Below are 13,253 nucleotides of genomic sequence, written 5' to 3' on the forward strand. Positions count from 1 at the left end.
CGGCGGAGCAAGCACGCCGCTCGTGGACTGCACGTAGAGGCTCGGTGCGCCCGCCACGATCGGCGCGAGCGATGTGACCGGGGCCGGCACATCGATCGTCACGCGCTTGCGGTCGGAGGAATAGCGCGCGCCGAGGATCAGTTCGAGGCCCTTGACAGGGCGGAAGGTGAAATCGCCATAGATGCCCCAGCTCGAGAACTTGCCGGTGGCGAGAACATCTTCCTGCACGCGCGGCAGGCCGGTGAATTCGACCGGAACCAGACCGCCCGACAGCGCATTCAGCAGGATGCCGCAAGGCAAGGTGCCGGCGCCATTGGCGCGGGCGATGCCGCCGCAGACCGCTTCCTCGTCATAGATCGCAGCGCTGCGCGAATCGAGCTTCTCTTCGAAAATGCTGGCACCGAGGAATGCGTCGACCTTTTCGCCGGTGTAGTTCAGGCGCAGTTCCTGTGACCAGGCGTCCTGCTTCTCCTTGGTGCCGAAGTTGAGGATCGTGGTTGGCCCGCCGTCAGTGTCTTCAAGATAATCGACCTTGTAGTGCCGGTAGGCGGTGATCGATGTGAGGCTGAGGCTTCCGAGATCAAGCGTCCCGCGCCCGCTTACCAGCACAACATCACGGTCGGCCTTGCTGTCGCGGTCCCCGAGATCGGTGGCGGTGTCGTAGTAACCGAGCGCAGGCCGGTCGCCGTTGAAGGTGAACGACTGATAGGCCGGCCCGCCGTTGCGGTCGCGCTGATAATCGACATTGAGGTCGTAGGTCAGGTTCGCGCCCTTGTAGCGCAGAGCAGCGCGGCCCGAGAACGAATCGATGCGTTCGGCCGCAGGTCCGCCGAGCACACGGCGATTGTCGCCATCGCGCTTGCGGTAATAGAGCGAGGCGCGGGCGGCGACGGTATCGGTCAGCGGCGCGTTGACCACGCCCGAGACCGAGAACAGGTTGAAGCTGCCGTATTCCGCATCGGCGTGGGCCTCGAACCGGTCCTTGGGCTGGTTGCGCACGATGCTGATCGCGCCCGCCGTGGTGTTGCGGCCGAACAGCGTACCTTGCGGGCCCTTGACCACTTCGACGCGGTCGACGTCGAAAATGTTGGTGATCGCGCCCGCCGAGCGGCCGATGTAGACTTCGTCGACGTAGATGCCGAGTGCCGGATCGACGCCGATCGAGAAGTCGTTGGTGCCGATGCCGCGAATGGTCAGCAGCGGCTGGGTGCCCGAGACTTGCGCGCCGCTGAGGCCCGGGGCGCTGGAAACGAGGTCGGAGATCGAATTCGTGCCGCGCGCCTTGAGCGCGTCTTCACCAAAGGCGCTGATCGCCAGCGGCGTATCGGTCAGGCGCTGCTCGCGTTTCTGGGCTGTGACGACGATTTCACCTTCTGGCACTGGGTCCGCCGCCTGCGCAAGGCAGGGCTCGGCAACAAAGGCTGCCCCCAGCAGCAAGGCACTCTTCGCAATATGGCGCATGGTCTTCCCCTCGTTCGACGCCTCGCTGCCCGCCGGGCGTTTCCACAGCAAAACATGAGTTGCCTATTTTTATGAGTCAATACTATTTTTAGCGTCCCTCATGTTTCAACCCGCCGAATGCCCCGGCGCCACAAAACTTTGGGAGGCGTAAATCCCGGAAAACCGGACAGTGTGGCGCATCAAGGTCGACTCCATTTTTGTTACGATCCCAATTTTATGGTCGATAAGGGAGGATTTGGCTTGCGCGCCTGTGCACGGCACGGCAACTTTGACGTGGCAGGGCGTTCTCCCTGACCAGATTTTGAGGAACCCAGATGGACGCCCCCACCCGCGGCCTGCGCGAACGCAAGAAGGCCGCGACTCGCCAGCGCATTCTGACCGAGGCGCTGACCTTGTTCCGGCATCGCGGCTTCGAGGAAACTTCCGTCGAGGATATCGCCTATGCCGCAGATGTAGCGGTCGGCACGCTCTACAATTACTTCGCCAAGAAGTCGGACCTGCTGGTCCATGCGCTCACGCTCGAAGCCGAAGAGGAAATCGCCCGGATCGATGCGCGGGTGCGCAAGATGCGCGGATCGGGCGTCAAGATCATCTTCGCGGTAATCGAGGGGTTCTTCGCTTATGCGCGGCAGTACGACCGTGCACTGCTCCGGCATGTGATGCCGGTGCTGCTGAGCGGCAGCGAGATGGAGCAGCTCAACCGGCCCTATATCGTCCAGCTCAATGCCCAGATCGAGCGGCTCAAGGCCGATGGCAAGCTGTCGGCGACCTATGCCACCGATCTCGTAGCGCGGACGATCTTCAATCTGGTCGAAGCAGAGTTCACGGGTTGGGTCTCGACCGAAAGCGCCGATCTTGCGGCGACCCTGCAATCGCTGAAGGACCAGGTGTCGCTGGTGCTGGCAGGTGCTTCTGCCGCCGACTGAGATCGGCGGCAGATTCTGGAGTTCAACCCTCGCCTTGCGGCCATGCAAACGGCGCCGGATCGCGGAAGCGCCCCAGGACATTGCCGGTAATGCGCGCGACATCGTTGTCGAAACCATCCGTGGCGAGCGCGCCGGCCCATCCGATCGAGCCGGTCGAGAACACCGCGCCGCCGCCCTGTGTCTCGAAGAACGTGAGGTCTGCGCGCACGTCCGCGTCCTGCAGGTAGGGCATCGTCGCGCTGAATTCCTCGTTGACCTTGAGCATGTCCGGGCCGTGTCCTTCAGACGAGGCCAGCACGAGAGCATGCGGCGGCGAACCGAGCGCCGGGTCCCAGCGGTCGATTTCCTCCGAAGCGGCACCGCCACCGCGTGCGCCGTGCGCGCCGATGAGATCGCCAGTCACCCCTTCCACAATGAACGCCGCGCGCGGATCGGCCGCGGCGGGCTGGCGGCGATAGGCGGCGCCGGTCAGGAAGCCTTGCGCGGCAAAGCCCACGCCGACGAGCCGGTTGGGCGGTCGCCCGCAGCGCCGCCACAGACCGCCGAGCCGGCCATCGAACTCCTGCACATATTCGCCCGGCGTCTCCACCCATGCGCGGGTCCCGTCCTCGGCGCGGCGGATCTCGATCGCGGCGGGGTAATGCGCAGAGAACGCAGTGCGCCAGTAAAACCCGTTGCCGCCCATGTAGATCAGCCGCCCGCCGCGCGCGAGAAAGGCCTCGAGCCCATCGAGGATCTCGTCGCTGACATATTCGGGGTGCGTACCGGTGACGACCACGCGCGCACCTTCCAGCGCCGCGACGCCGCGTGCGTGAAGGCCATGATCGGTGACCGTGTCATAGCCCGGCGCGACCTGTTCGAGCCAGGAGGTGATCGCGGTGTCGGCGTTGAACGACCACATCCGCGTCTCGGGACGCAGGTTGAACAGCGGGCGCAGCCATGAGGAGGTGCGCACGCCGGAACCATCGGCGTGGTGCTCGTAGAGCGAGGTGCCGAATTCGGGGTGTGCCAGCAATGGCACCAGTTCGTCCGGCACTGGCGGCAGCACGCCGTACAGCATTTCGGTCAGCCGCAGCGACACGGTCTCGTTGGCATAGGCAAGGTAGGTCGCGGTCGAGGCGAGGAACACGGTGTCGTGGCATGCGCCCGCCGGTTCGACGAAGACCGTGGCATAGGCCCGCCCGCCATCGGGATCGGTGAACCGCGCGGCATAGGCGCCCGAGCGCAAGTCTGCCGGGACCGTCCACGTAAAGCTTGGCGCCCAGCCCATGTCGTAGATATTGTCCGAGCGGAAATGTGCCGCGCCGTAATGCGCCGGGGCCAGCCGCCAATCGTGGCAGGTCCCGTCCCACCGCACGCCTTTGACCCCGCGCGAGGGCAGGTTGTGCGTCTCGCCGGACCAGCGCGGCCCGGTGCTGCTATGCACGGCGGGCGAGCCGGTGCCTTCGGCAAAGTCGATCGCGGCGGCCAGCGCGGGATCTGAGGGTGCAGGATCGAGCACAAGCGCTTCCAGCGCCTCTCGATCCGCGCAGCGCGAAAGCATGCGGATCGCATCGAGCTTGCCGTCGAACGACCGGCCCTTCCGGTGCCCGCGCGCGAGGAGCAAGCGTTCGAGGCGCAAGGGCGGGAGCGAAGCCAGCACCGCGCGCTCTGCCTCCCCGGCATGGTCGGCAGGCCCCTCGCTCAAAATCCGTGCGCCGAGCCGCAGCCCGCCGGTGTGGCCGGAGAGCGTCAGCAAGGTCCAGCGGTGGTGCGGCAGGCGCAGCGGCAGCGCCAGCTCGGCCATGCCGCCCAGCATCTCGACCTGCACCATGGGCCTGCCCTCTTCATCGAGGAGAAGTTGCAGAACCGGTTCGCCGCCTTCGTCAAGCAGGGCGAGGAACCCTTCGGCACCCGAGCCCGGCACAGTCGGCTGCAGGGCGAGCGCGATGCTCCACTCGGCCAATGCCGACGGGGCCTCGGGGACCAGTTCGGCGAACGAGCCCGCCGCGATCGGCTGGGGTCCGACATCCAGCTGTCCGGCAAACGGCGCCTCGACCTGTGGGAGATCGAGCGGCAGCGCCGGGTCCCCCTGCACCACGCGCACAAGATCGACGACGCACGTCAGCGGCTGCTCTGCATGGACATGGAAAGCGACGTCCTCGCCCGGGCGAACGACGAGCTGGGACGGATAGGCGGCGACAAGCTTGCTCATCTTCGGTTCTCTCCATGATCTCGCGAATTCATTCGTAGGCGAGTGACGGGTCGGTCAGCGGCACTTCGGCAAAGAGGCGCCGATCCGCTTCGTAGTCCTGGCTGTTGCGCCAGAGCGGCGCATCGCCCTGTTGCGGCAGGGTCTCGATGGCGCGCTTGATGTAACCGGGTAGGAAATCGTCAAACCATGGCCGGCGCGCCATGTCCGGCGGGGCCAAAGGCCGCACCACCCTGCGCCCGGTGGCGTCCATGTGGTTCAGCAGACGGCTTACGAAGTCGGCGACGAGATCGGTGCGCAGCGTGAACGAGGAATTGGTGTAGCCGAACGCGAAGGCGAGGTTGGGCACGCCGTCGATCATGCAGCTGCGATAGGTGACGTGTTCGGGAAGGCGCACCGGCTTGCCATCGAGCGCAAGGGGCAGACCGCCCGCAAAGTTGAGATTGAGCCCGGTGGCCGTCACCACCACGTCGGCGACAAGCAACTTGCCCGACTTCAGGCGAATGCCGTTCTCCTCGAAGCGGTCGATGTGATCGGTTTCAACGCCAGCCTTGCCGGAGCGGATCGCCTTGAACAGATCATTGTCGGGAACAAGACAGAGCCGCTCGTCCCAGGGATCGTAGCGCGGCGCGAAGTGTTTGCGCGCATAGTCTGCGTTGCCCAGCGCTGCCGCGACCCGGCGGATGAGTTGGCGACGCACGCGCTCGGGATGCTTGCGCGCCGTCCTGAACAGCCAGCGCTGTTCGTGAAGGTGTTTCCAGCGCAGCATCCTGTAGCCCAGCGCCTTCGGCAGAAGAAAGCGGACGAGGCTGGAGACGGCATCACGTGTAGGTCGTGAGATCACGTAACCGGGTGAACGCTGCAGCATGGTTACCCGAGCCGCGCTTTGCGCCATCGCGGGCAGAAGCGTCACCGCCGTCGCGCCCGAGCCGATGATGACGACGGCCTTACCGTTGTAATCCAGCTCTTCCGGCCAGTGCTGCGGATGCACCACGGTGCCGCGAAAACGCCCGATCCCGGGCAGCTCGGGCGTATAGCCTTGCCCGTAATCGTAATAACCCGAACAGAGATGGAGGAAGCGGCAACGCAGTTCCCCGGGCGCGCCGCCGTCCACGGAAACGGAGAGGCGCCAGACCTGCGCGCCGCTGTCCCAATCGGCGGCCAGCACGCGGTGGTTGTAGCGGATCAGCGGCGCAATCCCGAACTCCTGCGCTGCATCCTCGATATAGCGTCGGATCTCGGCCCCCGAAGCGATCGAATGCCGGAGCGGCCAGGGTTTGCAGGCATAGCCCAGTGTGTGCATATCGCTGTCGGAGCGCACGCCGGGATAGCGGAACAAGTCCCAGGTACCGCCAATCGCACTGCGTGCTTCCAGCACCGCCAGCGACTTGCGCGGGGCCTTCTGCCGCAGCTGCGCCGCCGCGCCGATGCCAGAGAGCCCGGCGCCGATGATCACGACATCCAGTGGCATATCGTCACGGGTGGCTGCGTCCATCTTCCTCGATCCAGTGTACTGCGATCCCACACCAAAGTGACGCCTCAGTATGTTTGGAGTCAAACTATTTTTATAATTGACTATAAGATTATCAGGCTCGATGGTGGCGGTGAAGCCGTTGGCGGCTCGCGGGAGGAGGATCGCATGACCGGGGACGTTCAGGAGACGCGCAGACTGGGCCGTCGCGCCATGCTCAAGCTGGCGGGGGCCTCTGCCGTGGTGGCCGGCTTGCCCGCTGTTCCGGTAGCGGCCGCCGAGGATGCGGCGGTGCTCGACATCGCCGTGATCGGCGCAGGCCTTGCCGGGCTCACCGCCGCGCGGGATCTGGCAGCGGCGGGCTGCCGGTCGTTCGCCGTGATCGAGGCGCGCGACCGGGTGGGAGGACGCACGCTCAATTGGGATGCCGGCAACGGGCATTTCAGCGAGGTCGGCGGCCAGTGGATCGGCCCAGGACAGACCGCCGTGGCAGATCTTGCCCGACAGCTCGGCATCGGCACCTTCCCGACCTACTACAAGGGCAAGACGGTGGTACTCGCCGGCGGCGGGCAGGTCGCGGTCGACCTTGACGGCGCGTTCGGCACCGATCCGGCGCTCGAGCAGGAGCTCAGCGCCATGGCACGCGAGGTGCCTTGCGGCGCGCCGTGGACCTCTTCCAAGGTGGCCGAACTCGACCGGCTGTCGCTCGGCGACTGGCTGGCTGGCAAGGCGATCAAGCCTGAGGAGCGCATGGGCTGGGACAGCAGCATCAGTCTTTCAGGCGGCACGCCCCCGGCGCGCATGGGGCTGCTGCACTACCTCTCGATGATCAACTCGGCCGACAGCCAGTTCACCCGGCTCGATGGCATCAGGGGCAGCGCGCAGGAGACCCGCATCGAAGGCGGCTCGCAGATGCTTTCGATCCGCATGGCCGAGGCGCTGGGGGCCCATGTGCGGCTGTCGTCGCCGGTGCGCCGGATCAGCGGATGGGACAGCGCGGTCGTCACCATCGAAACAGACCGCGGCGCGATCCGCGCGCGGCAGGTGATCATGGCGCTGAGCCCGCCGCTCGCCAACCAGATCGCCTTCGACCCGCCGCTACCGCCTGCGCGCGCCGCGCTCCACCGCGCATGGCCCGCGCATTCGCCGGGCCGCAAGACAGCGATGGTCTATGCCCGCCCGTTCTGGCGCGCGAAGGGCCTCAACGGGCATATCTTCGCCGATGGCGGCCCGATCGTCTGGGCCTATGACAATTCGCCCGCAGGGGGCGAAATCGGAATCATCAACGCCTTCCTCAAGAACGGATCGATGCCGCTCGAACCCGAAGCGGCGAAGCGCATCCACACGCAGATCTATGCCGACGCGCTGGGGCCCGAAGCGCTGCAACCGATCGGCTTTCACGATCACGACTGGGGGCAGGACGATCCCTGGACAATCACTTGCGTCTCGGCGATCCCGCCGGGCTTCTGGAGCCGGCACGGGCCCGCGCTGCATCCGCCATGCGGTCGGCTGATCTGGTCGGGCACCGAGACCGCCGAGATCTGGGCCGGCTATATGGATGGGGCGGTCCGTTCGGGTCACAAGGCCGCGCTCCAAGCGCTGAACAGCCTTGTTGCGATGCGGGGAGACGCCTGATGCGCCGCCTTGTCCTGCCCGCGCTTGCGGCGCTCGCGCTTGCCAACGGCGCCATGGCGCAAGGGCGCCTGCAGACGGGCCAGTCCACGCCGCCTGCCGGCGAGCAACTGGCCTGGCCGAGCAAGGTTGACAGCTGCGCTTTCTGCCATGGCGACAAGGGCCAATCGGTCAATCCGCGCTACCCCAACCTTGCCGCCCTGCCTGCGGCCTATATCGAGACGCAGCTGCGCGCCTTTGCATCCGGCGCGCGGCGGAACCCCAATATGGGCCCCCTGGCAATGCAGCTCGGCGAACCGGAGATTGCCGATCTGGCGGCCTACTACGCGCGGCAACCGGCCCGCCCCAATCCCTATGCGCCCGGCCCGAAGGCGATGCTCACCCAGGGCAGGAAGCTTGCGCAGGCCGGTGGCTGCGCCGCCTGCCACGGCGAGGCCTATACCGGCATGCAAGCCTTCCCGCGCCTGGCGGGGCAGGGAGCGGACTATCTCGCCCGCCAGCTCGACGCCTTTGCCGAGGGCACCCGCAACGAGCCGAGCGGAATGATGAAGATGGTGGCCTCTGCACGCACGCCCGCAGAGCGGCGGGCCATCGCCGCTTATCTTGCCAGCCTTGACCCCGCCCGCCGCTGACCGTTCCAGAAAGGATACCCCGCGATGAGCACGCCCCGTGAGATCATCAATCTTCCGCAAGCTGAATATGCCTACGAGACGTTCCACTTCGCGCAGGCCAACAAGGTGGGGGACACCATCTGGGTCTCGGGGCAGGTCGGCATTGATGCCGAGATGAACCCGGCCGATGGCATGGCCGAACAAGCCCGTCTTGCCTTCCTGTCGCTGCAGGCAATCCTTGCCGCGGCCGGGGCCACGATGGCCGATGTGGTCGAACTCACCACCTTCCACACCGATCTCCATTCGGACATGGAGGCCTTCATGGCCACAAAGGATGCCTTTTTCCCCGACCGCTACCCAGCCTGGACCGCCATCGGCGTGAGCCAGCTGGCGATCCCGGGCCTGCTCGTCGAAGTCCGGGCGACCGCGGTTGCGGGATCGGGCGCAGCCTCAGCCTGACGGCGCCTGGTTATCCTCGTCGCGCCAGCCCGCGCCGAGCGCGAGGTTGGCAAAGGCCCAGGCATCGCGCTCGGCCGCCTCGGCGGAGGCCTGCGCCGTGCGGGCGGCAAGATGGTCGGCTTCGGCCTGTGCGAGGGCGTAGGCCGGTATGGTGCCCGCGCGCTGGCGGCTCCGAGCGGCCTCGAGCAGGACCTGCGCGGCTGCTTCGGCGCGGCGCGCGGTGGCGGCGGCCTTGCGCGCGGCGAGCCAGTTGTCGATCGCGCCGTCAGCTTCCTCGACGGCGGCCAGCAGGGTCTGCTGCCACTGCGCGGCGGCGGCTTCGCTGGTGGCATCGGCAGCGGCGATCCCGGCCTTGACCCGGCCAAGATTGAAGATGCCCCAGTTGAGCGCGGGTCCGATGGCGAAGCGGAATGCGCCGGGCGAGCCGAAGTCCGCCGGCGTGGCGGCAAGCCCGCCGGTCGCGCCCAGCGACAGGCTGGGATAGAGCGCCGCGCGCGAAGCGCCGGCGCGCTCGAACGCGGCGGCAAGGCGCGCTTCGGCAATCTGGACATCGGGCCGCATGCGCAACAGGGTGCGCGGATCGTCCGCCGCCAGCGCATCGGGCGTACGCGCCTCGGCAGCCAGCTTGGCTCCCTCCGCCACGAACGCCACCGGATCGCGGGCGGTGAGCACCGCCAGCCGTCGCAGCGCGCTGCGCTGCAAGGCTGCCAGTGCAGGCTGCTCGCCGGCCAGCTGCTCGCGCGTCTGGCGCAGCGCGGCAAGGTCGGCCTCGGTGCCGCCGCCGCTCGCCACACGGCGCGCGGTCATCGCGATCATCTCGTCGAGCACTGCGATCCGGCCGTCGGTGAGCGATGCAAGCTGCCGGGTGCGCGACAGATCGAGCCAGGCGCGGACGACTTGCGCTGCGACCGCCGCCTCGACCTGTCGGCGCTGCCACAAAGCGGAGCGCGCATCGGCCAGCGCTGCGCGCGCCGTCTTGCCGCGCGCGCCGACAAAATCGGTCTCCCACGAAAGCTCGCTGCCGATGGTGGCGATGGTCATGTCCGGGAAGGCGCCGGGGGTGCGGAAGATCGGCGGCTGTGTGGCCGATGGTTCGCGAAGGCGCTGGATGCCGCCGCTGAGCCCGCCTTGCGGCAGACTGAGCTGGCGAGCTTCGCGCGCGAGGGCGCCAGCCGCCTTGAGATTGGCATAGGCTGCAGCAATCTCGTGGTTGGCGGCAAGCGCGTCGCCGACCAGCCGGTCCAGCTCTGCCGAACCGAACGCGGTCCACCAGTCAAAGCGCATCGCGGCGCCCGTCAGCGCAGGGTCAGCTGCACTCCACTCGGCGGCAGGCGCGGACGGCACCGGCTTGGGCGGCGGTGCGCCTGCGCATCCGGCCAGCAGCAGGGCGAGCGCGATGGCGGGGAAAAGCGGTTTCGTCATCAGGAGGTCTCCGTCAGGCTGCGGCCGGGGCCTGCTGTTCGCGGAACAGCAGCGCGTAGAGGGCCGGAATGAGGACAAGGGTTATGAGCGTGCCGAGCGCGAGGCCGCCGATCATCGCGGCGCCCATCGGCTGCCACAGCTCGCCGCCGAAGAGGTAAAGCGGCACGAGGCCCATGATGCAGGCGAGCTTGGTCATCACGATCGGGCGCAGGCGGACCGCAGCGGCGGTGGCGACGGCATCGTTGATGGCAAGGCCCGCCTCGCGCTCTTCCTGGATCCGCTCGATCAAAAGCACCGCGTTGTTGACGATGATCCCGGCGAGCGCGAGCAGCCCGAGCGTTGCGGTGAAGCTCATCGCCTCGCCGCTGAGCTTGAGGCCGAGCGAGGCACCGATCAGCACGAAGGGGATCGAAGCCATGATGATCGTGGTCTTGCGCAGCGAACCAAACTGCCAGAGGAACAGCGCGGCCATGCCGAGGAGCGCGACCGGGAAGTAGAGTTCGATGCTGGCGTTTGAAGTGCGGCTCTCCTCGATCTCGCCGCCGAGCTGAACTTCGTGCCCCGGCGCCAGCTTGAGGCCTTCGACGGCAGGGGCGACCGCATCGACGATTTCCTGCGACGAGAGGGTCGGATGGCGCGCGGTGACAGTGATCACCGGGCTCTGGTTGCGGCGCACCAGCACGCTGGCCTGGCTGGCAAGGCGCACCTTTGCGATCTGGCCGAGTGGCACGCTGCCCTGGGCGCCGAACACCGGCAGCGCGGCGAGCCGTTCGGGCGCGCGCCGGTCGTCCTCACCGGCGCGCAGCACGACCGGCACCAGCACATCGCCTTCGCGCAGCACGCTGACCGGAGTACCGGCCGTTGCCGTTTCCAGCGAGCGGGCAACCGCTGCCGAGGACACGCCGGCTGCCAGCGCACGACCCTGGTCGATATCGACGACCAGGCGGGCAATGCGGCCTTCGGCGTCGTCGCGGATGTCGGTGATCCCGGGCACCTTGGCGAGCGCCTGCTTCAATTGCGCTGCCCCGCGTTCGAGTTCGCCGCGATCCGGCCCGGCAAGGCGGAACACCGCCGTGCCTGCTTCGGACACACCGAGCGAGAAGCGCTTGGGCTCGATCCGCGCCTCGGGGAAGCGCGCCGCCAGCAAGTGGCGTAGCTTGTCGCGCGTGGCTTCGATATCCGCATGCTTGTCGAGATTGACGACGGCATAGATGCGGTGCGGCGCAGGCAGCGGCGGATTGAGGCCGAGGATGAAGCGCGGACCGCCGTCGTTGACGTAGATCGCGTTGCCGGTGAGCTCGGGCAGCTGCTTGCGGTCGGCCAGCAGGCGCGACATCTCGAGCGCAAGCGTGTAGCTTGCGCGGGTCGAGGCGCCGGCAGGCAGTTCCGCCGGGATCTGCAGTTGCGGGCGGGCCGAGGCGGCGAGGAGCTGCGGCGGGATCGTCGCGAAGATCGCGAGCGACAGCACCAGCAGCCCGGCCATCGCGCCCACGATCACGCGCGGGCGGGTCACGATGAAGCCGACCTTGCCTTCGTACCAGCGCTTGACCTTGGCGAGCCAGCCCTTGTCCTCGTGTTCGGCGTCATGCGCACCGGCAAAGTACTGCGACATCAGCGGAATGATCGTCAGCGCAAGGAACAGCGAGAGCAGCAGCGTGATGGCCAGCACGATCGCGAGACTGCGCATGTATTCGGCGGTATCGCTGCTGCCGGCGGCGAGGGGAGCGAAGGCGAAGATGATCGCGAGGCTGGAGGTGAGCAGCGGCGCGGTCATCGTGCGGCCGGCGGCCTCGGCAGCGGCGGCAGGGGTTTCGCCAAGGCCGAGGCGGCGCTGGTAGTCTTCGACCACGACGATGCCATTGTCGACGAACAGGCCTAGCGAGATGATCACCGCCGCGATCGAGACCATGTGCAGCTCGATGCCGAGCAAACGCATGATCACGAGCGTGCCCATCACCGTCATCGGCACGATCACCCCGGTGACCAGACCCGCGCGCCAGCCGAGGAAGGCCACGACGACGAGCATGACAACGACGACCGTCTCGATGAAGGTCTGGCCGACCTTCATCAGGTCCTTCTCGACCACGTGGGCCTGGTCGGTGATGTCGGTCAGCGTCATACCGGCGGGGAGCGAGGGGCGCACTTCGGCAAGGCGCGCATCGAGGCGCTGGGCGAACGAGAGCACGTTGAGCCCGCTGCGCATCGAGACCCCGAGCACGACCGCAGGCGCGCCGTTGACGACGACTGCGGTCTGCGGCGGATCGATGGGCGCCTGCGTGATGCGCGCCAGTGTGCCGAGCGGCATGGTGGTGCCATTGGCCAGCGCGATCGGCACGCTGCCCAGCGCGGCGGCATTGGGCACATCGCCGGTCGGCTCGAGCGCGAGGAGGCGGCGGCCGGTGTCGATCTCGCCTGCTGCAGCGGCAATGTTGCGCTCGGCGAGCTGGCCCGCGACCGCTTCGTAGCTGAGGCCTGCCGCCGCCAGCCGCGCCGGATCGAGATCGACGAACACGCGTTCCTCGCGCACGCCATGGAGCGAGACGCGTTCGGCCCCATCGACGGTCTGCAGCCGCTCGCGCACCGTGCGGGCCCAGTCCTGCAGCTGTCCGGCGCTGTAGCCCTCGCCGCTGAGCGCGAGGCTGCGCACCGAAACGCGGGCGAACTCATCGTTGATCAGTATCGGCCCCATGTTTGTCGGCAATTGTGCGCGGACTTCCTCCATCTTGACGCGCACGCGCTGCCAGATTGCAGGCAGTCGGCTTGCAGCGGTGCCGTCGTGCAAGGTCACCGTCATGAACACCGAGCCGGGCCGGACATTGGTCTCGATGTTCTTGACATCGGCGACTTCGCGCAGGCGCTCCTCGATCGGCTTGGCGACCAGCTGCTCGGTACGCTCGCTGGTGGCGCCGGGAAGATAGGCCTCGACTGTTGCGGTGCGGACCTGGATGAAGGGTTCCTCGGTGGCAGGAAAATCGAGCAGCACCATGAGCCCCGCGAGGAGCAAGGCAATGGCGGCAGCAATCGTGAAGCGGCTCCGGCGGAGCGCGACGGCGGTGATCGACATGGGAGGGATCCTGGTT

Annotated in this window: 9 protein-coding genes; 4 read left to right on the forward strand and 5 right to left on the reverse strand. The window is 67.4% G+C overall.

Annotated elements, in window-relative coordinates; translation table 11 throughout:
- The coding region (locus IP83_RS02150; RefSeq protein WP_156309540.1) for a TonB-dependent receptor at window positions 1-1,461 on the reverse strand (1,461 nt) is incomplete at its 3' end.
- Between the two features lie 314 nt (window positions 1,462-1,775).
- Here IP83_RS02150 and IP83_RS02155 point away from each other — a divergent pair.
- The gene (locus tag IP83_RS02155; protein ID WP_054120569.1) at window positions 1,776-2,387 is read left to right on the forward strand and encodes a TetR/AcrR family transcriptional regulator; all 612 of its coding nucleotides are present in this window, start codon (window positions 1,776-1,778) and stop codon (window positions 2,385-2,387) included.
- A 22-nt stretch (window positions 2,388-2,409) separates the two neighbouring features.
- Here IP83_RS02155 and IP83_RS02160 read toward each other — a convergent pair whose 3' ends face one another.
- Together IP83_RS02160 and IP83_RS02165 are read right to left on the reverse strand one after the other, a co-directional pair.
- A complete protein-coding gene (locus IP83_RS02160) occupies window positions 2,410-4,581 on the reverse strand; it encodes a N,N-dimethylformamidase beta subunit family domain-containing protein (RefSeq protein ID WP_054120570.1) in 2,172 nt (723 codons plus the stop codon).
- A 28-nt stretch (window positions 4,582-4,609) separates the two neighbouring features.
- A complete protein-coding gene (locus tag IP83_RS02165) occupies window positions 4,610-6,073 on the reverse strand; it encodes an NAD(P)/FAD-dependent oxidoreductase (RefSeq protein WP_054120571.1) in 1,464 nt (487 codons plus the stop codon).
- Between the two features lie 144 nt (window positions 6,074-6,217).
- Here IP83_RS02165 and IP83_RS02170 point away from each other — a divergent pair, with 144 nt between their 5' ends.
- The 3 genes from IP83_RS02170 to IP83_RS02180 are packed head-to-tail and all read left to right on the forward strand — an operon-like array spanning window position 6,218 to window position 8,751.
- A complete protein-coding gene (locus IP83_RS02170) occupies window positions 6,218-7,684 on the forward strand; it encodes an FAD-dependent oxidoreductase (RefSeq protein WP_054120572.1) in 1,467 nt (488 codons plus the stop codon).
- The gene (locus tag IP83_RS02175) at window positions 7,684-8,313 is read left to right on the forward strand and encodes a cytochrome c (protein ID WP_054120573.1); all 630 of its coding nucleotides are present in this window, start codon (window positions 7,684-7,686) and stop codon (window positions 8,311-8,313) included. The genes IP83_RS02170 and IP83_RS02175 overlap by 1 nt, the downstream gene beginning before the upstream one ends.
- A gap of 24 nt (window positions 8,314-8,337) precedes the next feature.
- On the forward strand, window positions 8,338-8,751 hold the full coding sequence (locus IP83_RS02180) for a RidA family protein (protein WP_054120574.1): 414 nt from the start codon (window positions 8,338-8,340) through the stop codon (window positions 8,749-8,751).
- On the opposite strand, the gene IP83_RS02185 is transcribed toward IP83_RS02180, so the two are convergent.
- Together IP83_RS02185 and IP83_RS02190 are read right to left on the reverse strand one after the other, a co-directional pair.
- Window positions 8,743-10,173 carry a TolC family protein gene (locus tag IP83_RS02185; RefSeq protein WP_054120575.1) on the reverse strand — a complete coding sequence of 477 codons (1,431 nt, stop codon included), beginning with the start codon at window positions 10,171-10,173 and terminating at the stop codon, window positions 8,743-8,745. The two genes, IP83_RS02180 and IP83_RS02185, sit on opposite strands and share 9 nt — an antisense overlap.
- A 13-nt stretch (window positions 10,174-10,186) precedes the next feature.
- On the reverse strand, window positions 10,187-13,237 hold the full coding sequence (locus IP83_RS02190) for an efflux RND transporter permease subunit (protein WP_054120576.1): 3,051 nt from the start codon (window positions 13,235-13,237) through the stop codon (window positions 10,187-10,189).
- Window positions 13,238-13,253: the final 16 nt, after the last annotated feature.

It is taken from the genome of Novosphingobium sp. AAP93, from assembly GCF_001296055.1.
Classification (GTDB): domain Bacteria; phylum Pseudomonadota; class Alphaproteobacteria; order Sphingomonadales; family Sphingomonadaceae; genus Novosphingobium.

What these genes read in the sequence shown, in the direction of transcription:
- IP83_RS02155 (WP_054120569.1), top strand. Translation starts at nt 1,776, where the DNA reads ATGGACGCCCCCACCCGCGGCCTGCGCGAACGCAAGAAGGCCGCGACT.
- IP83_RS02160 (WP_054120570.1), bottom strand. Translation starts at nt 4,581, where the DNA reads ATGAGCAAGCTTGTCGCCGCCTATCCGTCCCAGCTCGTCGTTCGCCCG.
- IP83_RS02165 (WP_054120571.1), bottom strand. Translation starts at nt 6,073, where the DNA reads ATGGACGCAGCCACCCGTGACGATATGCCACTGGATGTCGTGATCATC.
- IP83_RS02170 (WP_054120572.1), top strand. Translation starts at nt 6,218, where the DNA reads ATGACCGGGGACGTTCAGGAGACGCGCAGACTGGGCCGTCGCGCCATG.
- IP83_RS02175 (WP_054120573.1), top strand. Translation starts at nt 7,684, where the DNA reads ATGCGCCGCCTTGTCCTGCCCGCGCTTGCGGCGCTCGCGCTTGCCAAC.
- IP83_RS02180 (WP_054120574.1), top strand. Translation starts at nt 8,338, where the DNA reads ATGAGCACGCCCCGTGAGATCATCAATCTTCCGCAAGCTGAATATGCC.
- IP83_RS02185 (WP_054120575.1), bottom strand. Translation starts at nt 10,173, where the DNA reads ATGACGAAACCGCTTTTCCCCGCCATCGCGCTCGCCCTGCTGCTGGCC.
- IP83_RS02190 (WP_054120576.1), bottom strand. Translation starts at nt 13,237, where the DNA reads ATGTCGATCACCGCCGTCGCGCTCCGCCGGAGCCGCTTCACGATTGCT.